Below are 25311 nucleotides of genomic sequence, written 5' to 3'. Positions count from 1 at the left end.
TGGAAAAATACCGCAGTAAAATTCAAACTGCTTATAAAGTAAGCCCCTTCACAAAGGGTATCTTCCCGGAACCAGAGGATGCTGTGAAACGATTTGAAAGCAGGTATACTCCCATCCCCGCAGAGTACCGCTGGCTACTTTTGAACTTCGGCGGCTGCTATTTGGCGGAGCCGTGGATCTTCACACTGAAAGAGTTGGAAGAAGCCTACCCGATTTTTCAAGAGGCTTATGAGGATTACATGAGCGAATATGACCACGGCCCCACCTTTCCAATCGGAGGATTGGGTGACGGAAGTATCGTATTTATCGACTTAGAGAGCGGCAGAGTCCGGGGCTATAACTGTGACTATGCCGATCTGGAGGAGATTGCCGAGAATTTTTCCAGCCTGCTCCTGGGCCTTGTGGAACAGGCATTGGAACTGGGAAACCTGTGCAAAGAATTGTGAGGTAAGCGTATGGCAAAGGACATCAGGGAGTGCCTGCTGGAGCAGGTAGGAAAATTTCATCAGTGGCAGGAAATCACTTATCCCGGAAAAACCACCGAGGAGATCGGCGGTGCATGGGAGGTCGATTACCCTGCGTGGAATGATACTTACAGTGCCTTTTGCCATATGTTGACCCAAATGGATGCAGAAACGGCAGACAGCGTCCTACTGGATGAGATGGTCTATTTAATTGCCAGGGCCAACGAAGCGGAGGGATTTATACAGGAGACCACTTCCCATCCACAATGGTTTGAGTGCCTCTGCCGCAGGGCCGCAGCTTCCAATGAGAATGAGGCCAAGTGGCAGTTTGCCGCCTATCTGCCGGAATGCTCATGTAGTCAGAAAGTCAGGGATATAATTCTGGATTTCGCAAAGGACCCCAATGAATATGTGAGCCGGCGGGCGCTTTTGGCGATGCCTGCTCTGCGTCCTGACTGTGTGGAACAGTTCGCTCCGCTGTTTTGGGAGCGCAACTGTTACTCTCCTGAACTTCAGGAATACCAGCGGATCGCCGTTCTGATTTCACTGGATGCCATCCATTCCGACCAGCTTCCACAATACTTGGAATGGGCCAAGCAGGATGGTCAGAGCTATCTGCTGGAACACGCAAAACGAATCGAAGGAGGACTTTCCATGAACGAAAAACTGTCCCGTCCCCAATTCAATCAAATGGATACCACCGAGAAGCAGGCGCTGATGGAAAGCCTGGCTGCTCGTTATACTATGACCTTTCTCGGTCTACATACCTTTGACCACTGGGGCCAGAGCTGCACCACCGGCATCTTCAAGAAAGATGGTCGGGAGTTCGTCTTTGTCCCCGGCGATACCGTCACCCTGGGCTGGGAGCAGTTTGCCGAGGGACTGAATCAGGAGAGCCGGGAGGAATTGGACTATCTGTTCCAGGAGTGGGAGATGGAACCGCAGAACCCGGAAGAGATGATCCGGGAAAGCATGGCTCCCGTTCGGCAGGCGGTCATTGGCCCCATGCTGGTGGGCCGGGAGCTGGAGGAACTGTGCTGGGAGCCGGTCAAGATGGACGATCCCAGGCTGACTGCCCACCCTGACTGGCTGAAGGAATTCCGTGATTTTGCTTGGAGTGACAGCAGCAGTCTTACCTTGCATCAGTCGGCCCGCATAGAACGGACAGAAGATGGATTTCATACCTGGATCTATCACTGCACAGACTACGATGCGCTTCTTGCCGGGCTGGAAAAGCAGGGGCTTTCGCTGCCCACAGCGGACGAGTGGGCCTACCTGTGCGGCGGCGGATGTCGGACCCTGTTCCCATGGGGAGATGGGTTAGACTACTCCATGCGTCTACGCTGGTTTGAGGACATGGATGAGGATGAGAACCGGCCCTATGATATGGAGGAACCCAACTTCTTCGGCCTGTCCATCGCCTACGATCCCTATATGCGGGAAGTGGTGCAGGCTGATAGACTTACCACCTGCGGCGGTGACGGCGGGTGCAATATCTGCGGCGGGCTGGGCCCATTTCTCGGTTTCCTACCCTGTTCGCCCCACTGTAAGCCGGAAGTGCAGGAGGACAAGGAACTAAACGGAGATTATGACTTCTACCGGCCCATTATCCGGGTGGAGAACCATGATTGACAATAGAAGCTTGATACGAAATAAAGAAAGAGAGGTGCCGACATGGGAGCATGGGGTATAAAAGCATTAGAGCGTGACGAAGGGCTGGATGTACTGGACATCCTCAAAAATGAATATGTACCGGAGCATCCGGTAATGGATCTGGGCGAGATGATTGAACTGATGAAAGAGGAAGTCATGCTGGGATCTGACTTCTCACAAATCGACTTTCTCTTTGACAATACTGCGATGGCTCTGGCGGAGCTGTATTTCCAATGGAAGGATAACGGCAAGCTGGACTACGATCATGAAGAAGCTATATGGGATAAAGTCACCGGTTTCACAGCATCCAAAGAAGCACTTGCTTTCCTGCTGCGGCAGCTCACCGACATCAAAAACGAGGTGCCGGACGAGGACGGCATCCGTGAGATTATGGATCTTTGGAAGAACGAGGATAGCGGTGAGATCGCTCCTGCGTGGTTGGAACACTTGAATCAGCTCATTGATCGACTGGATTCAGAACAGGAGGCACGACAAATGTATATCAAAAAATACTGGGGCAACTTTATTGGCGGTTCCGATGACAGTCTGAACCTTGTGGCATTTTTAGAGGATCAGAAAAAGGAGGAGATCCCCCTCAGCGAGATTTTCTCCAAGATCGGTCTGGACAAGCAGAACTGGGACTTTCGCCAAACCGTGGAGTACCTGGAGTTTACACATTCCGATGGTGTGGAGATGGACTTTCACTTCGCCATTGATGTGGTCACCGACCTGGCCGCCATCCTGCTGGAGTGCAGCGTCAGTGGCAGTGTAAACCTTCAGGATCTGGACGAGTACAACACCCCCGCCCGCCGTATCCGCATCACTGCTACGCCAGAGGAGCATGACGCCATGAACAAGGCCCTGGCGGACTTTGTCCATGCCCCGCTGGAATACGACCTCAGCGAGATGATGGATAACGAGGAGATCCAGGAGATGGCTCGGGATGTGGAGGCGCTGCGGAAGGAGCTGTACGAGGCCGCTGGCCGCAACCGGGACTACTATGTAAAGGCAGAGGACATGAAGAATCTGCTCCCCGACTGGGAGGGCGCCGATGGCTGTATCGCCACCAACCGCATTACGATGGAGGGCTACAAGGTTGGCTACTGCTACCGGGAGAATCCGGACGGCGGCTGGGACAGCGGCTGGCGCTTTACCGCCGGTGACGAGAGCGAGGCGTACATGGACGACCCCAACAATGCCGGGATTTACAAGCTGAACACAATTTGCAACGACGATCCCGACATCATTTCTCTGCTGAACACCCCCGCCCCCTGCGCCTTTGAGCGGGATGAGAACGGTGTGTTCCAGCAGATCAAAGACTGGAAACCGGATGAGGACGAGGAGGACCCTGATATGGACATTTTGAAGCAGTGCCAGAAGTGGCATGAGGAGAGCAAACAACATAAAATTATTGATGCGCTGGAGGCCATCCCCGCCGAGGAGCGTACCCCTGAGATGGACAGTGAGTTAGCCCGTGCCTATAACAATCTGGCAGACCCACATAAGCCAACTTGCAAAGAAATGCTCAAAAAGGCCCTCGCTCTGCTAAAGCCCCATGAGGAATACTTCGAGGACGATTATTACTGGAACTTCCGCATGGGTTACTCCTACTTTTATCTGGATCAGGAGGGCCGGGCTCTGCGATATTTTGAAAAGGCATTGGAAGTCCGCCCTGGTGACGATGACACCAAAGAGTTTATCGACCGGTGCAAGCAGGGTATTTCTCTGCCGCAGTTCTGGGAGTGCTTCCGGGATCGGACAGAGAACTGGTGGGAAACCTTTGCCGAGATGGAAGCAGAATTGCGCCAGATGATGGATGACGACAAGGATCACACCCGCGGTGCAGAACTCGTGGCCCAAATGGAGGAAACCCTGAATCTGGCCTTTGATGAAATCTCCTTCGAGATGGGCTTCAACGGCGAGAAGTACGAGCTGATCCTCACCCCGGAGGGTGATAAGGTCAAGCTGTTTGAGCTGGTCTACTTCCAGAAACACGCCCCCAAGGAGGTGCTGGAGCACTGGAACATCCTTGTGGGCCGTCAGCCCCTCCAGAACATCGGTCTGCGTACCGAGGATGGATGGGACATCTCCGGGGATGATGTGCAGATCTGGCTGGAGGAGCAGGGCGAAAACAGCTTCGCCCTCTCCGCCTACTGTGAAAAGCTGCTGCCCATGCTCCGGGAGGCGGAAGGCCGGGTCTGGTGGATGCTCACCACCCTCACCGACCAAGTGCTGGGCGAGATTCCCCACATGAGATACATAGACAGCTTTGATGTGCTGGAGGAACCCAGGGCGGAGCCGTCCATTCTTATGTCCCAGCTTCCCGACGCTCTGAAGGAGCGGGGTCTGGAACTCTCTACCGATCCAGAAGCCTATCTGGAGAGCTATCTTGGCTACGAAATGAAACCCAATGAAGACCCCGACGCTGACTGGCGGCTGGATGTAATGGCCGGTTCCACCTGCTGTGTGCCGCTCATCAACGGCTACCTGAATGCCGACAATGACTTCATGGACGATCTCCATGCTGACGGCGCGGTGGCGGGCTTCTTCTGCTACCCTCTGGATACCCTGCGGGAGAAAGAAGGAACCCAGAAGATCTTCGACTTCCGGGATAAGCTGGAGGAATTGTTCACCACCGGCGACGGTCCGGAGGTACTCACTCTCACTGGAGGAGCCACCGGCCTCTACTGCGGCTATGTGGATTTCATCGCCTGGGACATCCAGACGGCGCTCCAGATGGCCAAAAATTTCTTTGAGGACAGCGATATCCCCTGGGCCAGTTTCCACACCTTCCGCCGGGAGGCGGGCACAGTGAACCTAAAAACACCGTCCGAGGAGGAACCGGACGATGAGGATCAGGCCCCCGAGCTGGACGAGACGCTGGCGGGCATGGATTATATCCCTTACACCCCGCAGAACGAAGAAGAATACTTCCAGCAGCTGGAGCAGTGGAACGACGAGGACGAGTACACCCGCTGCATCCAGGCCCTCAACGCCATCCCGGAGGACTGGCGGAACTATCGCATTGCCTACGCCATGGCGCGGGCGCTGGAGAATTACGCCATCATCGGGGACCACGACGAGGGTACTCCTAACTATAAGGGAGACAAGGCCCTGCGCCGCGCCATTGAGGTACTGGAGTCCGTCCGGGAGGAAGGCCAGGACAAGGCGGAGTGGAATATGCGGATGGCCTACGGCTATCAGTATCTCTATGGGCAGGAGGAACAGGCTATCCCCTACGCCCAGCGGTGGGCAGAACTGGACCCCGAAGACAAGGATGCCCCGGCGGTGATTCAAGAGTGCCAGAAAGAGATCGCAAAGCGGGCCGAGGCAGAGGCCGAGGATGAGAGTGACCACACAGGCGTTTTCACCGGATTTGTCCTCCTGTCCAAGGGAGAATGGGATAAAGAGCAGTTCATCCGGGACATGAAGGAAAAGTGGGATATCGCCGTGGATGAATACGATGCCAGCGAGGAGAAGGACGATGACGCGCTGGTGTTCGAAGTGGGCGACATGGTCGCCGCCGTCAGCCTGGCGACCTATCCCATCCCCAACGGCGAAGCGGAACTGAATGCCGAGAACAACTATATGTGGGAGGACGCCGTCAAGGTTGCCAAGGAGCACTGTGCCCACATCATGGTGGCGGTGCTGGGCAAGGAGGAAAACCTGCTGGAAAAGGGCAAGCTCTACACCAAGGTGGTCGCCGCCTGCTGCCGTCAGGAATATGCCACCGGCATCTACACCAGCGGCGTGGTGTTTGAACCCCGGTTCTATGAGGGCTTTGCCGACATGATGCAGGACGGCGAACTACCCATCTTCAACTGGATCTGGTTCGGTCTGTGGAGAAACGAGAATGGCATGAATGGCTACACCTACGGCATGGATGTGTTTGGCAAAGACGAGATGGAGGTGCTGGGCACCGATGCCAAGCCGAGCGACCTGCGGGACTTTTTGGCCAGCCTTGTGTCCTATGTGCTGGAGAACGATGTGGAACTCCACGATGGAGAAACTATCGGTTTTGCGGCAGATGATAAGCACACCATCACCCGCAGCCCTGGCGTCGGTCTGCCGGAGGAGCAGATGACGCTGAAAATCTCCTGGGAGTCATCGGACGGTGACCCTGACGATGACGGCGATGACCCGGACGGCGAAATGCCCGAGGATGAAGAAGCCGGTGTTCCCGAGGTCTACACCGAGGAGGAGATGGAGGCCGTCGAGGGACACATCCAGCAGTATTTCGGCAAGGTCGAGAATGTGTTCCACGAGCTGGTTTCTCCAGACATCCATGTGGACATCTGCATGGTGCCGCCCACTGAGGAGCGGGACTATTGCACCCTGGTCACCATGGGTATGGGCGCTCACCGGATGAATGTGCCGGAGGAGCTGGTGGAATATAAGCTGGAGCGGGCGGAGCTGGCTATCGCGCTGCCTGCGGACTGGAAGCTGGATCAGGAGTCCATGAAAGACGAAAAGTGGTACTGGCCCATCCGCCTGCTGAAATCCTTGGCCCGTCTGCCCATCAACTGTGACAGTTGGTTGGGACATGGTCATACAGTGGAGAACCGGGAACCATTTGCAGACAACACCAAACTGTGTACTGCTACCCTGATCGGTCCCCAGGATACGGAGGATGGCAGCGAGGTCTGCACCCTGCCGGGCGGCGAGGAGGTCAACTTCTATCAGGTCATTCCGCTTTATGAGGACGAGTTGGACTATAAACTGGAACATGATACAGACGCTCTGCTGAACAAAATGAGGGGGATCAGTTTTGTAGTAAACCCCACCCGCCAGGATGCTATCACTCGTGGCACCCTTTCCAATGATGATTTTGACGGTGAGATGGACGATGCTTCCTATCACATCGAGAGCATCGAGGAAAAGGAACTGCCTATTGACCCCATCAATGCTTATAACCACATGGCCATCTACCTGCGCTGGTGCATGGAGCACGACCTGATGGGTGAAGAATTCCTTGCGGAGTACGGAGAGGTCGTAGAAAAGGTCAAGGCTGATTCTGCCAGCGTGGATCTGCGGGAGTTTATCCGGGATGAGCTGGACGGCTGTCTGTTCTCTGTGCTGTTCAATCATCAAGGCCGTGCCTTTGCGGGCTATTACTATGGAGAGGGCGACAGTCCCTACTATCCTGCCGATGTTGACGACAACGCCCTCTGCTTCTTCGGCCCAGAGCGGTATCACTCCGATGAGTTCCAAGATGAAGCCTACCTGTTCATCCCCTTTGACGAGGACTACTATCAGGCTATGGCAGAGGTGATCGAAGAACGCTTTGCTAACTGGCAGGGACAGGACTTCGACGAGGACACACTGGAGCCTTCCGAGGTGGCTCAGGCCATCATGGAGTATTTGGACTGCGAGTGTACCTATTTCCCATCCATGGCAGATGATGACCCCATCATGTCGGCATACAGCTACGCCCAGCGGCTGGGGGTACGGGAGGGCTTTGTTCCCGTGCTTATCCAGGCGGATGATGAAACGCTGTTGGAATGTCTGGTAATGAACGCCGACCCGAAGAATGATGTAGACATTTACGAATTTGACCTCAAAGCTGTAACGGAGTACCGGAAGAAGATGCTCTCTACCCCCGTCAAGGACGGAAAGACGGTTTTGGAGGAATTGACCGGCCAGCGCAAGGAAGAAGCCGAAGATGACGATATGGACTGGGATGAGGAAGTCTTGGGCGAGATGGAGGGCGGAGAACCTAATGACCGCTTCTCCAGCTACTGGGATGATGATACTGAGATGACCTATCCGCTCATTCTGGCCAAGATCCCGGTGAAGAATCCTTGGGAGATCTTCGCCTACCTGCCCTTCGGAAACTGGAATGACTGCCCCGACACACCGGAGCTGATGGCTGCGGCCAAATACTGGTTCCAGCAGCATGGTGCCATCCCTGCCGCCATGAGCCACGATGAATTGGAGTTTGAACTTCCAACTCCGATCTCCAAGGAAAGAGCTATGGAGGTGGCTGTGGAGCAATATGGCTTCTGCCCAGATCTGGATCAGAATGAGGATGGAAGCATTGGCTCCTTGGCAGATGTCCTGTGGCAGTCCACCGTCTGGTATTTCTGGTGGGATTGATGGGAGGTATTTCGGTAAGTGATGAAAACCAGAACACTGACCATTCAACTGAATGACGAACTACTGCCTATCCTCCCAGTGGAACCGGAAGCCTACCTCTCCTTTACCACCCATGCCGATGGAAATGAATTGGAGTTAACGGGAAACCGGGCGGGGCTGCTCCTGTTGGCGAAAGCCGCTCTGGGGATGGCGGAAACCGCTCGTGTGGATGGCTTCCATATCCATTTGGATGACCTTTATGACATCAACGCCGAGGGAAAAACCATCCTGATTCAAAGGGAGGAGTCAAAGCCATGATTGAAAAAACCTTCCTCAACCCCACTACAAATAAGCAGTGGCGGATTGAAATTGACGGCCATACCATCCGAACCTGCTTGAATGGCGGGAAGGTCAAGGAGATCCTGTGCGACTCCGCTTTCCAGGTCAGGAGCAAGGCTGCCAGCGCCATGATGGGCCAGATGCGGAAAGGATTTGTCTATCAGAATCGGGATGCCGCTGTTGGGCAGGCGCGGTGCCATCGGTTTGTCGGTAAGGACAGTAACGGCTTCATGCCCCTGGCCGCCTCTCCCGCAAGGGATGACTTCTTCCTGACGAGGGTGGTCGGAGATTTTGAGGACGAGACCCTCTATCACTTCGATGGCAGCGGGGAGAGCCTTGAAACGGTCTCTCTGGGTGCCAAGCGGATGACCTATGAGCAGGTCCTCTGCTCCAATGACACCCTTCTTCTGAACAACAGCTATCTTCTCCAGCAGTTCTCGCTCCGCACCCATGAGGTCACGCCCTTTGCCAACAAGAAAAACAGCATGAAGACCATGCTGGATGTCAGTGGCGACCTGGCCCTGTGGTACACGGGCGAGGAGATCGTCGTCTTTGCCTTTGGCAGCAACACGAAAGTGTGGCGGGAAACGGTAAAATGTAAGAAGTCAAAAGATCCGAATTTTGCCTATTACTGCTTCGGGATGCTCTCTCCCCGGCAGAGCAAAGCGGTCTACCGTGTCACCGAGGGTGAGTATGTGCTGGTCGATCTGAAGTCCGCCCAAAAAGTTGTGATCCCCAATGCGGGCTGGCATCCCTTCTTCTCTCCGGATGACCAGTGCTTCTCGGTGGGCGGCAGGTTCTATCTGACCCAGACCGGAGAGGAGATTGCCAATCCTTTCCCGTTTTCGGTCCGGCAGGGGCTAAATTTTTCAGACACCTGTATGGTGCGGACAAGGGGCAGTCTGATGGCCGTTCAGCAGGATCGTGGCAGCTCCCCCATAGAGCTGTGGGATACCGGCAGCGGCCAACTGCTGGCCTCTATTGACGACCCCTTTGTGGTGCGGCAGGTGAATTTTGCCTTTACCCAAAGCGGGCTGGTCCTGCACACCGATTACGGGGCCATGAGCATCTATTCCTGCGCCCTCTGAAACGGAGAAATGAACTATATTTATTTTTACGATGAGAAAATGGAGGGGGCACAATGAACTTTAACGAAGCAATGCAAATGCTTGGAACCAAGTTGCAAGGGAAGTACGGGCATTTAGGCTTCAAGTATAAAAAATCCGACAAAACACTTACGAGGCACAGTAAAAATTTCACCTATATGATTGCGTTTTCCTCATTCGGCGGGAACACAAAGGATAGCATAAGCATAGAGGTTTGCTATATAATCAACACCCGTCCATACGACCCTTATGGTTATGCCAAACCAGACATCAACACACAACCACTGTTTTACAGTTTGAGAGACAATGAAATATATCTTGATATAGGAAATGAAGAAAAGATTAACAATACCTTTGAGATTGTTTGCCAGTGGATGGATAAAATACTGATTCCAAAAATGAATGAGCTTTGTGCTACCGAGTAATGTGGAAGTGATGGCGGAGAAAGAGCGTGGACACCTATGGACAAAGAATCATTGACAGAAAAACTCCTGGACTTGGTCGAGGGGCGGGAAACACCAGAAAGTTGGCGGAACTGGTGGGACGAACATGAGACGGAGTTGGAAGCCCTGCTGAGTCGGGGTGAATTTCTGAAACTGAAGCCCTGCCGACACGGTTTTCAGTGGGTCCCGGTGTTTGGCAGCCAAAAGAGAGCCATCGCCATTCTGGAAAAGAGCGGCACAGCATTTGAAGCCAGCAATCTCTACCAGGAGCGGTATCTGGCGGAGCTGGACGCTTTCTGTAAGGAGCAGGAGCGGGTGCAGAGGGAAAAGCAAAAGGAATTCAAGGCCAATAACCCGGAGTTATTTGGCCGATACCCCAAGTTCTCCAAGGCGTTGGCAAAGGTGCTGGACCCCTCTGACGAGATCAAACCCGCCGCCACGGAGGAGCAGATCGGGAATCAAGAAAGCGTGCTGGACTTCACGCTCCCGTCCCAGGTGCGGGAGTTTTTCCTGCTGACCGCAGGCATCAATGTATCCACAGGCGTAATCGTTGAACTCTCTGGAACATTTAATCTGACCATTCATGGCGAGCGGTATTGTGTGCTGGGCGAGTTCTGGAAAGAAGCGGACGGCGACCAGCTCCTGCTCCGCCCCGGAGAGGAAACCATCTGGTACTACGCCCATGAGCAGGACAAGGTAAAGCGCCTCTGCAATGATATGGCAGAACTGCTGGAGAAGAAACTGGCGAGGTATCTCAATGAACACTGAAAACATTGCCCACTATTTTTATGGAAGCGCCCCTGCTGAAGATGAACTCATGAATGCTGTTTTCAGTGGCGAGAATACGGTTGATGCTTTGAAAACAGCGGCAAATCAGCATGAATTTCTCTACACCGAAAAAATCCGCCTGTGGAATGAGCTCCACATGGCGCTGGTGGGATGCCCTGGGACAGAACCGATCTCTCATGAACCGCTCAGCCAAGCAATCGTAGGTGTTGATTTCGTTGATGATGGTCAGGTGGCCTACACTCTCTTGGAGGATCTGGATGACATCGTTTCTGCCCTCAATGAGGTGGATGAAGATGCTTTCCTGGACAAGTATCTCCAACAGAACGGAGTGGAAAATCGGGATGCAGCGTTGGCCGAATTTAGAACTTTGAGAGACTTCTATAACAAGTGTCAGGATTTTCATGGAGATGATGACTATATCCTGGTCGTGGGTATCTATCGTGACTGAGAGGTGGTAACATGGCAAGCGTATCCACTTGGAGTGGAATCCGGAACAAATTGGAGAATGATTACCTGTGCCCGGCGCTCCGGGGTCACATTCAGTATTTTGCCACCAGTTACAGCAAAAGCGCCGACCATGAGGGCCGGGCAGCCATTCGTATGGACGGTGTGGAAGTACTGCGGAGCAACTACTACATCTATTTTGAGAATGTGTGGACGAAATTTCATCACCTGCGGTCCACAACGCTGAAAGATTGCGACTCCGCGAAAGAAGCCATCGACCAGGCTCATGCCTTTGCGCTGGAGCAGGGCACCTTTGACCAAAAGGTGTTCTATGAGGCGTTTGGGATCTTTGACAACCAGAGCATTGAGAAAAGCCTTGTCAGCCAGAATCCTCTTGTCCGCATCTTTGCCCTCCTGGACCGCAGGCTGGGAAAGCGCCACCTGCTGGCTTTGGAGAAATCCATGGAGCAGGAACTGGACTGGGTGCGGGCCTTCTATGTGATCCGGATGCAGGCAGAAGGGCTGATGGAAAAAGAATAACATTCAGGAGGAACAACTATGTCACAGATCGCATCCTTTTACCTTCTCAAAGACGGCCGGCGGCAGGAACTGTCAAACGGCGACTGCTCCGGCGCGGTCTATATGGCCATCTGGGACTGGTGTGAGAGCGAACTGGATCTGGATGTCCGTTTTCCTGCTCCCCAGACGGAGGACACCCTGGACTGCGCTCTGCTGGAGGGAGAGCTGGCGTCTCAACTGCTGGCAGCTCTGCGGGAGCAGGACCTCCCGGAGCTGGCCGCTGAAATTGCCCCGGACTGGGATCTGCCCACCGAGGCGGTGCAAAGCGGGCTTGAAACGCTGCGCTCCCATCTGGAACTGGTGCAGGGCGACGCTGCCCTGCTGTATGAGATGACTTGACGGGGCCATGCCCCATAGAATATTGCGAGGAAATTATGATCGAAATCAAAGGAAAATACAATGAGGCCAAGATCTTCACCGATGTGGTGGACAGCGCCTCCATCGCACAGGTTCAGGAGCTGTGCAATCAGGAATTTACGGCGGGTAGCCGCATCCGGCTCATGCCCGACATTCACGCCGGGGCGGGCTGTACTATCGGCACCACCATGACCATCACCGACAAGGTGGTGCCCAATCTGGTGGGTGTGGACATCGGGTGCGGCATGGAGACCACCCGCATCCGGGAGGGGCGGCTGGAGCTTCAAAAGCTGGACAAGCTGATTTATGAAAAGATCCCCTCCGGCTTCTCCATCCGGGATAAGGCCCACCGCTACCTCAATGAGATCGACCTGAGTGAGTTGTGCTGTGCCCGCCATGTGGATCTCCTCCGGGCGGAAAAAAGCATCGGTACGCTGGGTGGTGGGAACCACTTCATTGAGGTGGACAAGGACGACGAGGGAAATCTCTACATCGTGGTTCACTCCGGCAGCCGTCACTTGGGTGTGGAGGTGGCCAGCTATTACCAGGAGGCGGGCTATAAGGTGCTCAACCGCACTGACGATGCCTCCATCGAGGCGCTGATTGCCCGAATGAAAGCGGAGGGCCGGGAGAAGGAGATCCAGAAAGAACTGAAGAAACTGAAAAACCTCAAGCAAACCAACATCCCCAAGGCCCTGGCCTATGTGTCCGGAGAGTTGTTTGAGCAGTATATCCACGACATGAAGATCGTCCAGCACTTCGCCATGCTCAACCGGCAGGCCATGATGGACGAGATCGTCAAAGGCATGAAGCTCCATGTGGAGGAGCAGTTCACCACCATCCACAACTATATCGATACCGACGCCATGATCCTGCGGAAAGGAGCTGTGTCCGCCAAAGAGGGCGAGCGACTGCTCATCCCCATCAATATGCGGGACGGGAGCCTGCTCTGCGTGGGCAAGGGTAACGAGGATTGGAACTGCTCTGCTCCCCACGGCGCCGGCCGCCTGATGAGCCGGGCGGACGCCAAACAGTCCTTCACGGTGTCTGAATTCAAAAGCAGATGGCAGAGGTCTACACCACCTCGGTGAGCAAGGCCACCTTGGATGAGTGCCCCATGGCCTACAAGGGGATGCAGGATATTCTGGACAACATCGGCCCCACGGCGGATGTGGTAAAGGTCATCCGCCCCATCTACAACTTCAAGGCCGGGGACGAGGAGTAAGAAACGGAGCAGAATATTATGGTGAGAGATGGCATCGTGTTCAAAGATGAGGATGGTCAGGTCATATTCAACCAGCACAGCTTCTGTGAACTGGTGAAGCACCTGCTGGTGGAGCTGGTGGGGATCTCCTATGAGGAAGCCTCCCAGATAGTGGATCGCTCACCGCTGGCAGAGCCAGTGGCCGATGCCATGGGAGTGGCGATGTTCAGCCATGACCTGCCTTATTACTGGGCTATGTTTTTCTACTATGGGAACGGTTATTGGCAAAAGGGTATTCCAGCGCAACCAGAGGATATGGATGCCTATGAAGCCTTGGAAAATAAGATCATGGAGAAATATGACTTAAAGGAGCCGTTTATATGGACATGAGAGAGATGTTCACCATTGACGGTCGCCGCTTTTCTAACATGGCCGGTTTTTATGACGAGGTGGAGCAGGTGTTCATCTGTGGCTTGGATTGGAAGATCGGTCGGAACCTGAACGCTTTCAACGATATTCTTCGGGGCGGTTTTGGGCGGCATGAGTATGGACAACCCATCCACATCCAGTGGCTGGCCTATGAAAAAAGCGTCCGTAATCTCGGAAAAGAGACGATGGACACCATTGTGGAAATCATTTTGGATACAGACCATTCCGGGCACGACTGTACCCTGGAACGGCTTTGACCAAGCAGAAAAGGAGGCAAACACTATGGGACTTGACATCTACGCCGGGACGCTGACCCGGTACTATTCTCACAACTGGAAAACCGTTGTTCAGCAGTGGGCGGAGGAAAACGGATATTCCTTCAACCGCATCACCCCGGATGGGGAACCCGCCGACGACGAGGAATTGTCCCCGACCGATGTTCAGGCGGCGGTGGAGAACTGGCGGGATCAGATTCTGGCCGCCATTTCTCAGCCGGACCAGCCCCCCTACGCCCCCTGGCCGGAGAATAATGAGAAGCCCTATTACACGGACAAGCCGGATTGGGATGCCTTCGGCGCTATGCTGCTGGTGGCCGCCTGTCGTACATACGAGGAACCGGTGCCTCCCACCGTGGAGAAGGACTGGATCTTCGGGGAGCATCCCTTGATTGCCCGCCTTGCATCGGACGAGGAGCGGGTGTGGTCCCTGTTTCGGGGCGTGACTTGGTGGCTTCCCCTCACCGACAGCTTTCTGTTCCAAGGCCCTCTGCCCACCGATGACACCGTCGCTATCGCCACCTTGGGCGGACTGCGGAAGGAGCTGGAAAGGCTGAACCAGCTGGCATGGCAGGCCGATGAGGATACCATCCTTGGCTGGGCAGACACGGAGGGATACCCGGTAGACGGAACCGTAGACTCAGATGGACAGTATAGCAAGGCAGACATCCCGGAACACACCCAGTATGACACCCAATCTCTTGCCAAGTTCGCCTTCTCCATGTTCTGGCGGGCCATGCGGTTTGCCGAGGAACAGCAGGTGCCCATCCTGCTTGATTATTAAGGAGGATTCGTCAGGAGGTGGAGACCGTGGAGCAAAAACGCCCGGCAGATATATTTCAGGAGTTTCTGGACTACCTATGGAACGGCCTGGGGCTGGAGGAAAAGGGCTGGAAGCGGCTGAAAAAAGGCGACTTCAAAAAGAAAATGAAAAACGGCCTGACCTATCAGGTCTGGTTTGACCGGAGCCGCTACAACTACATAGACTACGAAATCGGCTATGGAAATGTGGAGGTGGGCTTCAGCTGTATCATTAAGCAGGGAGATGATCGGCTCTACTCTTTCAAAATAGAACCGACAACAGGCGGTTCATTCTTTCGGATGCTGACAGAGGACCTGCGGCTGAACACCAGGTTGCTGGACACCTTTCTGCCCCTGATCAAAGCTCACTACCTCGACTTTATCGACCGCTTTGAGGTGGACCCAGCAGAGGCGCTCCAGCCGGTCTGTGCCCCCTTTATCCAGCCGGGGGATTACAGCTGGTGCATCCATGTGCGGGAACAGATGGTGGAACGGTACGGAACAGCGGAACAGCTGGAGGAGTACCGCCGTCAGGCGGAATTGCTCGGAACGCCGGAGCACAAGGCAAAGAACTGGATGGGTTCGATGTTGTTCCACCTCTCCCACGCCAATGATGTGGATCATGCCTGGGCCTCAAGCCTCACCAAAGAGGAACTGGACCAGGTGGTGGAACCCTTTGTGCAGGCCAAGCGGCAGACAGGACAGTGGACTCAGGAGGATGAGGCGGGTTATCAGCTCTACCAGCAGGAAACAGATCCGAAGAAACGCACCTTTCGGGTATGGTATCTCATTGCCAATCCCCGGGGCCTGCCGAAAGAGTTTGTCCAGAAAGAGTTGGAGTTCCGGTGGAAGCTGTTCCCGGAGAAGAAGGAGGAAACCAAATGAGCAATCAACTTTTCCAGCAAAACCTGGATGATAAAAAGGGTCCCCAGCCCGGAGGCCCCTATCTCATTCAGATTTTGTTTAAAGAACCGGTGGACATGCCGGACAAAGAAACCATGACCGCTGTGATAGAGAAACACATCGGATCAACAGAGTGCTTCTGTTATGATAAGCAAATGGCCGGCTTTGCCGCACAGGAGCATATCGCGGAATTCAAGGACGGCAAATGCCCGGTACAGCTGATGGTGATGAAATGCGACAGGTTCAAGGGCAAAGGCTTCGACGCCTTCCTCATGAGCCAGATGTGGGACTGCCAGGAGGACCGGGAGCGGATCTTCCGGGAGTGCAAATATCAGGTGGTGGCCACCGATATGCTGGCTGCGGCGCTTCCGGCGCTGGAGCGTGCCAACCTGGATGCCGACTTTCTGGAGGCTCTGGCGGAGCTGTACCCCACCTGTGAGGCATTCTATTTCCAGAACTGCGGCAAGCTGTTTCTGGCGGAGGATGTGCGTTCTCACCAGATTGAGGGGTCGGACCGTTTCATTCGCTTCGGGGTCAATGTCCGCTTCTTCAACATTGAGGGCACCGAGGATATGCTCATCGACACGGTGGGCATGAGCACCCTGTTCCTGCCCGACCTCCAGTACCACTTCCACAACATGGACCCCAACTGGGTGGTAAACCACGCCTACAATGTGGCATCGTACATATTGGAGCATGATAACCCCATTCAGGATGGGGAAACCATAGACGGCGTGGCGGATGGCCAGATGAGCCGGGAGATTCAGTGGAAGTGCCAGTATGAGGACGCGCTGATCCAGCCGCCCAGAGAAGTGCTGGACATCCACATGGGGAAATATGCCTCGGGAGGACGCTGAATGAACGGCGTTGTGCTCCTGGTGGGCGGTCTGCTGCTTGCGGCGGTAATCAAGCTGATCATAGACCGGAATTGGATGGGCCTGCTTCTCTGTGTGGTTGCCCTGTTCCTGGTCTTTGGGACTGGACACCATACAAAATAGACCATTTTAAGAATCGAGGAGGTGAAGTATGCAGAATTCAACAAATATGCGGATACTGGAATTGCTCCAGTTTCTCTATGAGCGGACTGATGAAAACCATCCCGCCACAGTATCTGACATCATTGCCCATCTGAATGAAAAAGGAATTCAGGCAGTGCGGCAGACTGTTTACGCGGATACCAATGCGCTGATCGATGCAGGAATTGATATTGTGGTGGTCAAGAGTACCCAAAACCAATATTTTATGGGAAGCCGCCTGTTTGAGTATCCAGAACTGAAAATGCTGACAGACGCAGTAGCATCCTCGAAGATCATTTCTGCCAGGAAATCCGAGGAACTGGTACAGAAATTATGCCGTCTGACCAGCACACATCAGGCAGAGCAGCTTCGGCAGCTCGCCAGCCTGTCCAGCCGGGTGAAACCGGACAATGAGCAAGTCTATTACATCATTGATGCCATCCAAACGGCAATCTTGGAAAAGCGGCAGATACAGTTCCAGTATTATGAATATACGCCCGAGAAAAAACGAGTTCTCAAACATGGCGGTTATCTCTATCAACTGGACCCTTACGCTTTGGAATGGAAGAATGACCACTATTACCTGATTGGCTTTTCTCACAAACACCAGCGGATGGCCCACTTTCGAGTAGACCGTCTGTCGGGGATCAAGATACTTCCCTCCGGCTTTACCCCCGATGAAGACTTTGATGTGGCGGGCTACACCAACAAGATCGTTGATATGTTTGCTGCTGACCGCACAGTTTCTGTTGAACTGCTCTGTGAGAACAAGCTGATGAAAACCATCATAGACCATTATGGAGAAGCTGTACCAACCCGCACATATGACGAGGAACACTTTACGGCAAACATTGAAGTCGACCCAAGCGGCACCTTTTACGGATGGGTATTCAAATTTATGGGCGGGATTCAGATCATAGCACCTCATGAGTGTGTGGAAGAAATGAAGCGGATCGCCCACAGGTTTCTCTAAAACAGGGACCAGGTGTTATGGAATTTTAACACCTGGCCTCTGCTTTCTTTTTTGCCCTTGTGTCGAACAGATGTGCCAGTTATAATATAAACAAGATGTTCGCAAACCAGCGAAACTCTATGAAGGAGGGAGACCAGTGACCTTTGGAGCTTTCATCAGCACACGGCGCAAAGAGGCCAAATTAAATCTCCGGGATACCGCGAAACACCTCGGTATCTCCAATGGGTACCTGTGTGATATTGAGCAGGGTCGCCGGCCAGCGCCAGAGGGAGCATTTGTAGAGCGGATCTCTTCTTTTCTGGAATTGGATAAGCAGGAGCATGAAATGCTGCTGGATCTGGCCGCAGATTCCAGGCAGACGGTTCCGGCCGATCTGCCTGACTATATCCGCCAGCATGACATCGTCCGCGCAGCATTGAGAGTGGCAAAGGAAGTAGATGCTACCGATGAGGAATGGAAGGCATTTATGGAAATGCTACAGAACCGCCAGAACTAAGGGGGGATTTTCTTGTCTGTACCAAAGTATCGATTGGACGCAATTGAAACCATTGGACGGAAGATCCTGCAAGAGTATGATCCCGCTTTGTTGGACGGGCCTCCCCAGGCAGTTCCCATTGAAACTATCATAGAGACCAAGTTTGATCTAACTCTGGAATATCATTGCCTACGCAAAAACGGGAGCATCCTTGGGGAAACGATTTTTGATGAAGGAGCGGCTATTTTATACGACCAAGATGAAAAACGCTACCGTTTGATTGCAGTCAAGGCCGGAACAATCCTGGTGGAGGAGCGGCTTTGTGTGGACAGGCTCCTCGGCAGGCTGCGGTTCACCTGTGCTCACGAATTGGGGCACTGGGTCCTGCACCAGAAGCTGTACTCCGGCACAGGCGATGTGGCTGCCTATGAAGGAAAAACATCTTTGGATGAAAGCCACGGTCTGGTCGAATGGCAGGCGGATGCTTTGGCTACTGCTCTCCTCATGCCCCTGCCGCAAATCAAAAGAAGTTTTTACCGTTTGCGTGCAGGCAGGAGCAATGAGCAGTTGGTTGCGGAAATGGCTCAGATCTTCCAAGTCTCCAAGCAGGCCATGCGTATTCGGTTGGAAACACGCAATCTCATATAAGTTTGGTACGGCAAGCCCCCTCCTGAGAGAGGGGCGCAGCCGCACCAATGTTCACAGGCTTTGTTATATGCATTTTGTTCGCAGTTTAGCGAACATGGGAGGAGGAGAATGGCATGAGAAAAGAAAGTTCCACTTTGCAGAAATGTAAAAGGCAGATGGCGACCCTTGGATTTGACAGCCAGCTGGCCTATCACCGGGTAAAGCTGATTTTGAAAATCTACCGGGATGTGGTGTGGGTCCTCAGTGAGCGGGTGGAGGAACTGCATGAGTACGCCTGGGAGCTGGGCGCTCAGGACGCTGATACCGGGCTTATCTATCTGCAAAGTTTCGCCCCGGATATGGATCTGCAGGAGTTTGAGGAACGGGTCTGCTGTGTGATGGAAAACCGGATGCTGGTGGATGTGATCGACCGTGCCCTTCTCCGCTTGAAACGATACCCTGACCGGGGTGAACTTTACTATGAGATCCTGACCAAACAATTTATCCACCGTTTCAACAGCACAGAAAAGGAACTGCTGGATGAGCTGAATATGGAGCGAAGCGTATTCTATGACCGAAAGCGCGAGGCGATCTTCTTATTGTCCCTCTGCCTTTTTGGTTATGCTGTGCCGGAACTTCAGGAAGAATTGGAGATGCCCCGACTTTATCCCGACTGATTCCCGATGAAAAACCGACGAAATCCCTACTCCCTTCCGACTTTGCCTCTGCTATACTCAGTACAGTGGCAGGTATGCGCAAAAATGAATAGGACCAGCTGACAAGGGCCGGGACGCTGTAAAGTGTCCCGGCCCTCTGTATTCCTGCCGCAATATGGCGGCGGGGATCGGCCGGGGATGCAGAAATGCGTCCCCGGCTATTTTTCTGCCCGGCACTGGGAGGGCCGGCATGGGCTGGGAGGCTTATATCGCCAAGTACCCCTGATTTCAAGATTTTGATTCGCCATCAAAATCTTGAAATTTGGAGGAAAGGCACATGGAATCCAACGGGAAGTTTACCCTTATTGTTTTTAACACCTGCACTCAGGAATATGAGGAAGTCATAGTGACAGAGGAGGTCTATCGCACTTACTGCAGAACCCGGTGGAATATCAAGGACAATGATCAGAGCTTTTTTGACCATGAGATCCAGACGAGTGGGATGATCGGAAGTCAGGATGGCGCCTATGAAAATTTCCGGGAGTTTATTGACGCCATCAACACTCCGGAACACATCATCCTTGAACAAATAAAGAAAGAGGCCCTGTACCAAGCGATCTCAGCGTTGCCTGCTGCGGATCAGGCATTGGTACAGGGGTTGTTTTTTAAGGGACAAAGTGAACTTGACTATGCAAGAGAGATTGGCGTTTCACAGCCTGCAGTGCATAAACGGAAAGTCCGTATTCTCAAGTCTTTGAAAAAACTTTTAGAAAATTGAAATTGGAGGGTTATTAAAATGCCGACACCTTCCCCTATACAAGCGAGAAGGAAATGCTTCTCACTTGTTCCTTGAAAACCGAATATCCGATTGTCTGAATACTTTCCTGACGGGGCCCCTGCTGAACAGGGGCAAGCGACGCTGGAGGATGCGCGAAAACCATCTGTAGAGGTTCTGGTACAGGCTGCAAACGAAGTCACCTATACATTTTTGTTCGGTTATGACAGCCTGACGGATTTCCCCTCTATCAACGACGGCCAAATAAGGTGCTAAGCGGGTCCATCCGTCCAAAAAACAGCCTGTGGCAAGCTGTATCGCAATGACTCCGCCAGGGATAATGATACTTCCGTCCAGTCACAGCCCCACCGAAATGGGGATCAAGCAATGAGGGCGGCCGACAGAGATCCTGCCGGGGGTGAGAGTCCCATGACGCGGTGAAGCCAGCCGCGGTTCAGATGGTCGCCCTATGGAGCTGATGCCAATGGCACAGGCTCCTGCGCTTGGGGAAGTAGTGTCGAATACAAGCGCCAAAGAAAGACAACACAAATGTGAAGTCTTAATATCAGAAGCTATGGGGATCGCTTCTGTCCAAAACCCGTTTACTGACCGGAACATGCCGTATGAGCAGCCATTCCAACCAGATGCGGGAGATGCGGAGGCGGTCCCTATTTTTGTGATATTAAGCCCAATATGCTGAGGAGGTGTATTCTGTGAAAACATATTGCAGACAGGAAATCAGCCGTGGTGACATTTACTATGCTGACCTGCGGCCAGTCATCGGGTCTGAGCAAGGTGGTATCCGTCCGGTACTCATTCTGCAGAACAATGTAGGCAACCGCCACAGCCCCACAGTGATCGCAGCCCCCATCACCAGCAAGATGGGAAAACCGCGGCTGCCTACACATGTTTGTTTGAATAGGCAAGCGAATGGATTGAGCTGTGGTTCCGTTATCCTCTTGGAGCAACTTCGCACTATTGATAAGTCCAGGCTCAGAGAGCGCGTTGGAGCATTGGACACCTCCGAGATGAAACAGATTGACTGGGCGCTTGGGGTCAGCGTCGGTCTGGTGGAAGGATATCGGTAGAATAGGTCAATTTATGAACATTTATTCTGTTGGTATTGGTGAATAGATGTTGCCGCCTTACTTGTGGTATTGTTTGAAAAAGCACTTGGGAATAGGAAAACGAGGTGAAGCAAGAGTGGAGTACCGAAAAGTTTACTTCCGGATTCGCAGCCGCTATCAGTTCGATTCCGGCTGGCCGGCTGAGACTGACGCCGCCAAATTTCATGAAGAAAGCCGCAGCCTGTTCCAGAGTGCGGGCTGGGATCTACAGCCCGGTGGGGACAGCACATCTGATACCGTTACGAAAGGCTGGCAGGAGTTATACTGCATCCGATGAACTTTAGTGGTATTATAGAGATGGACGAGATCCCAGCCATCCAAGAACTACTGAAGGATGCGAAATCGTTCTGCTGCTATGGCTTCGACTGCTACGAGAGGTATTGGGATATTACCGATGAGGAATATCTGGCACAGTTGGAGACCAAGCGCGAGGAGATCACACATGAAATTCTGGAACGGTGCCGGACAAAACGGAAAAACCTGTATATCACAGGCCCGGTTGCTTTAAATGTCGCTCAAAAGTTCTCTGTACACAGGCTCTGTGATAAAGAAGGCAAGCATAATCTTGCCAACCGCTTCGTGGGCGAACTGATGGAGCAGCTTGTTCAAGATGGCCTGCTGGTGACAACGAAAACCAGGAACGGTCCTGGTGTCCGCACGGCAACCGATGCAGAAATTAGCTCCCCACTGCCAGGGCAGCAGCAAATGACCCTGTAAATCGAGGTGCGATGGAATGGCAATTTATATTACGGGTGATACTCACGGCGACTTCCAACGCTTTGGGAGCAAATACTTCCCACAGCAGAAGGAGATGAGCCGGGGGGACTATGTGGTCATCGCGGGTGATTTTGGAGGACTGTGGGATGGAAGCCAGAAAGATCAATATTGGTTGGACTGGCTGAACAAGAAGCCCTTCACCACCCTGTTCGTGGATGGGAACCATGAGAATTTTGACTTGCTGAACACTCTACCAGAAAAAGAATGGAATGGCGGACGGGTCCATGTTGTGCGGGAGCATGTCCTGCACCTTATGCGGGGACAGGTCTTCGACTTCGGCGGCCTCGCCTGGTTCACAATGGGCGGTGCGGCCTCCCATGATATTCAGGATGGAATCCTTGATCCCGCCGCTCCGGACTTCGAGCGCCAGTATTGGCTGATGCGCCGGATGCGGTCCATGTTCCGGGTCAAAGGCGTGAGCTGGTGGGAGGAGGAGATGCCCAGCTTGGAGGAGTACCAAGAAGCCCTGGCAAACTTGGAACGGGTCAACTGGACGGTAGACTGTGTTCTCACCCACTGCGCTCCCAGCGGTGTGGTGCAGGAGATCAATCCATCCTATGGAACGGATGAACTGACGGACTTTCTTGAAATGGTCAGCCAGCGGTGTAAATTCGCCTACTGGTTTTTCGGCCATTACCATGAGAATCGAATCATAGATCAGAAATACATCCTCCAGTGGGAAAAGATATCTGAACTGGGTTTTTAATCGCAATGGATCAGGGAGTGGGTAACCAGCATTCCCTGGTCTTTTATTCTGAACGGAGTGGAAGACGCCAAATGAGCAAAGAGATAGGCTACACAAAGGGAAAAAGCGATTTTACATATATGGTAGAGCATAGGTGATATTTTGTTATCAGGAGGAAAAAATGACATTTGAAATTAAAGATTATTTTGAGACGCCCGTTATATTGGAGCCGAGGGTGGAATTGTACACGGTTTATGATTTTATGGGCAAAGAACTGCCTGGCCTTGCGATTGTTCTTGATATGCCTATCCAAGGAGCAGATGAGAAAGAACAGTTCGCTATTCTTACAAAATCTTTTGAAGAATTTATTGGCTTGAAAAACAGTGCATATGTCGATATAAACAACTGTCCCTTTGCGCCGCAGCTGCTCAATCGTGGATTTGCTAAAGATACTGGGCTCTACAAAGAAAGTGGGTTCTGCTCCTACCCTTTATGGACATTTGATGAAACCGTTCTGAAAGAAACCGGCGGTGAGAAGTACGAGAGATACGCACGGGCTTATGACGAGTATATGGAGTCCTCTTTTATAGGAATGATGGGTGCGGAAGATGAAACAGGCGAAGAAATATGTACAGGAATGATGATGTAATAAGTCCATAATACAGTCCGTGGCTGGACTGAGGAATACCAAGAGGCTCTGGTGAACTCGGAATGGGTCAACTGGACAGCGGACTGCGTTCTCGCCCACTGCGCTCCCAGCAGCGGAGTAATGACGCATACGGAGTGGTCCGATGTATATCCCGGAATGATTGTGGAATAGACGAACAGCCCGTCCTGTGATATGATGGTAGTAAGTCAAAAAGATTGGAGGACAGGCTAATGCCGGAAAAACAGAAGAAAACCATTCGGGAATTGACCCTCATGCTGATGTACCTGACCTCCTGGGAGGAACGGGATACACCGGAAATGCGGGCGGTCAAGAAAAAGGAACTGGAAAAGTATCCCCTTGTCCGCCGATGCTGGAAGGGCTATGATCACGACCTGCTGAACAAACTTTCAGAGGAAGGGCTGATCAACGCTGCCGGGCGAACCTATCCCGCCCTCATCACACCGGAGGGAGAAGCCGAAGCTCGGAAACTGCTGGCCCAATATGGAATTGATACAGAAGAAAGAAGGCGTTGCAGTGCGGAACGATAAACAAGAACAGGCGATCCGATCCAGCGCAGCGGAATACCTGACCTTTGTGGCCGCTACCGGTGACAGTACAGAGAGCATGGAAATGCGCTATGAGGATGAGAATATCTGGCTGACCCAGAAGATGATGTCGGCTCTCTATGATGTGGATGTTCGGACAATCAATGAGCACATCCAGAAGATCTATGAGGATGGTGAGCTGACAGAGGAGGCAACTATCCGGAATTTCCGGATAGTTCAAACTGAGGGCTCCCGTCAGGTTAGCCGCCAGGTGAAGCACTACAATCTGCAGATGATCATTGCGGTTGGATTCAAGGTCAACAATGACCGGGCGGTCCAGTTCCGCAAGTGGGCCAATACCATCGTTAAGGACTACACCATTCAGGGCTGGGCCATGGACAGTGACCGGTTGAAAAACGGGGGTAGTGTACTTACCAAGGAATACTTCGACCACCTTCTGGAGCAGATCCGGGAGATTCGGATGTCTGAACGCAAGTTCTACCAAAAGATCACCGACATCTACGCCACGGCTCTGGATTATGATAAATCAGCCAAAACCACACGCCTGTTTTTTTCCGAGGTACAGAACAAACTCCACTGGGCGATCCACCGTCATACTGCGGCGGAGTTGATTGTGGAGCGAGCCAACGCTGAAAAACCTCACATGGGCTTAACTTCCTGGGAGCAGTATCCAAACGGAAAAATACAGAAGTATGATGTGTCCATTGCTAAGAACTATCTTTCCAGAGAGGAACTGCAGGCGCTGGAACGCATTGTGACCATGTACCTGGACTATGCGGAATACCAGGCAGGCCGCCATATCCCTATGACCATGCAGGACTGGTCACAGCGGCTGAATCGCTTCCTGGAATTCAATGAGCATGAGATCCTCCACGACACCGGCCGGGTGACGCATGAGATCGCCAAAGCCTTCGCAGAGAGCGAGTTTGAAAAATACCGGATTGTGCAGGATCGCATGTTTGAAAGCGACTTCGACCATTTCCTTGCCCTGGAGGAACAAGCAGAGAGAAAAAATGACTGACAAAAGAGAGCCGCCGGTTTCCAGACTGGCGGCTCTCTTTTACAGTTGCGGCAGAAAGATGGAGGCATATCGCTTTAGAAATCACAGCATTCTGTGCTGGTTT

28 protein-coding genes and 1 pseudogene are annotated in these 25311 nt (G+C 52.9%); all 29 read left to right on the top strand.

What is annotated here, in order from left to right:
- Nucleotides 1-83 precede the first annotated feature (83 nt).
- The 29 genes and pseudogenes from EIO64_RS01910 (at nucleotide 84) to EIO64_RS01770 (ending at nucleotide 25208) form a co-directional block, all read left to right on the top strand.
- Nucleotides 84-446, top strand: a complete 363-nt coding sequence (locus EIO64_RS01910) for an SMI1/KNR4 family protein (RefSeq protein WP_330364471.1) — start codon at nucleotides 84-86, stop codon at nucleotides 444-446.
- 672 nt (nucleotides 447-1118) lie between these two features.
- On the top strand, nucleotides 1119-2096 hold the full coding sequence (locus tag EIO64_RS19130) for a hypothetical protein (RefSeq protein ID WP_033118031.1): 978 nt from the start codon (nucleotides 1119-1121) through the stop codon (nucleotides 2094-2096).
- A gap of 42 nt (nucleotides 2097-2138) precedes the next feature.
- Complete coding sequence (locus EIO64_RS01900) at nucleotides 2139-8213, top strand: immunity protein Imm33 domain-containing protein (RefSeq protein ID WP_006877314.1); 6075 nt, start codon at nucleotides 2139-2141, stop codon at nucleotides 8211-8213.
- Nucleotides 8214-8234: 21 nt separating this feature from the next.
- Nucleotides 8235-8510, top strand: a complete 276-nt coding sequence (locus EIO64_RS01895) for an Imm32 family immunity protein (RefSeq protein ID WP_006877315.1) — start codon at nucleotides 8235-8237, stop codon at nucleotides 8508-8510.
- Nucleotides 8507-9619: a hypothetical protein gene (locus EIO64_RS01890; protein WP_006877316.1), complete on the top strand. Its 1113-nt coding sequence runs from the start codon at nucleotides 8507-8509 to the stop codon at nucleotides 9617-9619. Before EIO64_RS01895 ends, EIO64_RS01890 begins: the two co-directional genes overlap by 4 nt.
- A 53-nt stretch (nucleotides 9620-9672) precedes the next feature.
- Entirely contained in the window at nucleotides 9673-10062 is a 390-nt protein-coding gene (locus EIO64_RS01885) for a hypothetical protein (protein ID WP_006877317.1), read from the top strand.
- A gap of 36 nt (nucleotides 10063-10098) precedes the next feature.
- Nucleotides 10099-10848, top strand: a complete 750-nt coding sequence (locus EIO64_RS01880; RefSeq protein ID WP_006877318.1) for an SMI1/KNR4 family protein — start codon at nucleotides 10099-10101, stop codon at nucleotides 10846-10848.
- Nucleotides 10838-11317 carry a DUF1877 family protein gene (locus EIO64_RS01875; RefSeq protein ID WP_006877319.1) on the top strand — a complete coding sequence of 160 codons (480 nt, stop codon included), beginning with the start codon at nucleotides 10838-10840 and terminating at the stop codon, nucleotides 11315-11317. The genes EIO64_RS01880 and EIO64_RS01875 overlap by 11 nt, the downstream gene beginning before the upstream one ends.
- Before the next feature lie 11 nt (nucleotides 11318-11328).
- The gene (locus tag EIO64_RS01870; RefSeq protein WP_006877320.1) at nucleotides 11329-11853 is read left to right on the top strand and encodes an SF0329 family protein; all 525 of its coding nucleotides are present in this window, start codon (nucleotides 11329-11331) and stop codon (nucleotides 11851-11853) included.
- A gap of 18 nt (nucleotides 11854-11871) precedes the next feature.
- Nucleotides 11872-12231 carry a hypothetical protein gene (locus EIO64_RS01865; protein WP_006877321.1) on the top strand — a complete coding sequence of 120 codons (360 nt, stop codon included), beginning with the start codon at nucleotides 11872-11874 and terminating at the stop codon, nucleotides 12229-12231.
- A gap of 35 nt (nucleotides 12232-12266) precedes the next feature.
- Nucleotides 12267-13474, top strand: a pseudogene (locus tag EIO64_RS01860) (RtcB family protein).
- Between the two features lie 18 nt (nucleotides 13475-13492).
- Nucleotides 13493-13843: a hypothetical protein gene (locus EIO64_RS01855; protein ID WP_006877323.1), complete on the top strand. Its 351-nt coding sequence runs from the start codon at nucleotides 13493-13495 to the stop codon at nucleotides 13841-13843.
- Nucleotides 13834-14139 (top strand): barstar family protein, encoded by a 306-nt coding sequence (locus tag EIO64_RS01850; RefSeq protein ID WP_006877324.1) that lies wholly within the window; start codon nucleotides 13834-13836, stop codon nucleotides 14137-14139. The genes EIO64_RS01855 and EIO64_RS01850 overlap by 10 nt, the downstream gene beginning before the upstream one ends.
- A gap of 25 nt (nucleotides 14140-14164) precedes the next feature.
- Nucleotides 14165-14941: a hypothetical protein gene (locus EIO64_RS01845; protein WP_006877325.1), complete on the top strand. Its 777-nt coding sequence runs from the start codon at nucleotides 14165-14167 to the stop codon at nucleotides 14939-14941.
- A 17-nt stretch (nucleotides 14942-14958) separates the two neighbouring features.
- Nucleotides 14959-15843 carry a hypothetical protein gene (locus EIO64_RS01840; RefSeq protein WP_006877326.1) on the top strand — a complete coding sequence of 295 codons (885 nt, stop codon included), beginning with the start codon at nucleotides 14959-14961 and terminating at the stop codon, nucleotides 15841-15843.
- Nucleotides 15840-16718 (top strand): DUF4261 domain-containing protein, encoded by an 879-nt coding sequence (locus EIO64_RS01835; RefSeq protein ID WP_006877327.1) that lies wholly within the window; start codon nucleotides 15840-15842, stop codon nucleotides 16716-16718. Before EIO64_RS01840 ends, EIO64_RS01835 begins: the two co-directional genes overlap by 4 nt.
- Nucleotides 16719-16859 carry a hypothetical protein gene (locus tag EIO64_RS01830; protein ID WP_006877328.1) on the top strand — a complete coding sequence of 47 codons (141 nt, stop codon included), beginning with the start codon at nucleotides 16719-16721 and terminating at the stop codon, nucleotides 16857-16859.
- A 28-nt stretch (nucleotides 16860-16887) separates the two neighbouring features.
- The gene (locus EIO64_RS01825; protein ID WP_009259958.1) at nucleotides 16888-17850 is read left to right on the top strand and encodes a helix-turn-helix transcriptional regulator; all 963 of its coding nucleotides are present in this window, start codon (nucleotides 16888-16890) and stop codon (nucleotides 17848-17850) included.
- Nucleotides 17851-17986: 136 nt separating this feature from the next.
- A complete protein-coding gene (locus EIO64_RS01820; protein ID WP_006877047.1) occupies nucleotides 17987-18346 on the top strand; it encodes a helix-turn-helix domain-containing protein in 360 nt (119 codons plus the stop codon).
- Nucleotides 18347-18379: 33 nt separating this feature from the next.
- Nucleotides 18380-18973 (top strand): ImmA/IrrE family metallo-endopeptidase, encoded by a 594-nt coding sequence (locus EIO64_RS01815; RefSeq protein ID WP_007487968.1) that lies wholly within the window; start codon nucleotides 18380-18382, stop codon nucleotides 18971-18973.
- A gap of 113 nt (nucleotides 18974-19086) precedes the next feature.
- Nucleotides 19087-19629 (top strand): hypothetical protein, encoded by a 543-nt coding sequence (locus EIO64_RS01810; protein WP_009259956.1) that lies wholly within the window; start codon nucleotides 19087-19089, stop codon nucleotides 19627-19629.
- Nucleotides 19630-19945: 316 nt separating this feature from the next.
- Nucleotides 19946-20386 (top strand): sigma-70 family RNA polymerase sigma factor, encoded by a 441-nt coding sequence (locus tag EIO64_RS01805; protein WP_009259955.1) that lies wholly within the window; start codon nucleotides 19946-19948, stop codon nucleotides 20384-20386.
- A 710-nt stretch (nucleotides 20387-21096) separates the two neighbouring features.
- On the top strand, nucleotides 21097-21471 hold the full coding sequence (locus EIO64_RS01800; protein ID WP_009259954.1) for a type II toxin-antitoxin system PemK/MazF family toxin: 375 nt from the start codon (nucleotides 21097-21099) through the stop codon (nucleotides 21469-21471).
- A 115-nt stretch (nucleotides 21472-21586) separates the two neighbouring features.
- Entirely contained in the window at nucleotides 21587-21787 is a 201-nt protein-coding gene (locus tag EIO64_RS01795) for a hypothetical protein (RefSeq protein ID WP_009259953.1), read from the top strand.
- A 20-nt stretch (nucleotides 21788-21807) separates the two neighbouring features.
- On the top strand, nucleotides 21808-22227 hold the full coding sequence (locus EIO64_RS01790) for a hypothetical protein (RefSeq protein WP_249390769.1): 420 nt from the start codon (nucleotides 21808-21810) through the stop codon (nucleotides 22225-22227).
- 16 nt (nucleotides 22228-22243) lie between these two features.
- Nucleotides 22244-22993: a metallophosphoesterase family protein gene (locus tag EIO64_RS01785; protein WP_009259951.1), complete on the top strand. Its 750-nt coding sequence runs from the start codon at nucleotides 22244-22246 to the stop codon at nucleotides 22991-22993.
- A 160-nt stretch (nucleotides 22994-23153) separates the two neighbouring features.
- Nucleotides 23154-23621: a DUF4313 domain-containing protein gene (locus EIO64_RS01780; protein ID WP_009259950.1), complete on the top strand. Its 468-nt coding sequence runs from the start codon at nucleotides 23154-23156 to the stop codon at nucleotides 23619-23621.
- A 230-nt stretch (nucleotides 23622-23851) separates the two neighbouring features.
- Nucleotides 23852-24169: a DUF6429 family protein gene (locus tag EIO64_RS01775; RefSeq protein WP_009259949.1), complete on the top strand. Its 318-nt coding sequence runs from the start codon at nucleotides 23852-23854 to the stop codon at nucleotides 24167-24169.
- Complete coding sequence (locus tag EIO64_RS01770; RefSeq protein WP_009259948.1) at nucleotides 24156-25208, top strand: virulence RhuM family protein; 1053 nt, start codon at nucleotides 24156-24158, stop codon at nucleotides 25206-25208. The genes EIO64_RS01775 and EIO64_RS01770 overlap by 14 nt, the downstream gene beginning before the upstream one ends.
- The last annotated feature ends 103 nt before the right edge of the window (nucleotides 25209-25311 follow it).

The sequence above is a fragment of the Dysosmobacter welbionis genome (genome assembly GCF_005121165.3).
Lineage (GTDB): Bacteria > Bacillota > Clostridia > Oscillospirales > Oscillospiraceae > Oscillibacter > Oscillibacter welbionis.
The sequence above is the reverse complement of the archived record's forward strand: the minus strand, read 5'-3'. Positions and strand labels throughout refer to the sequence as shown.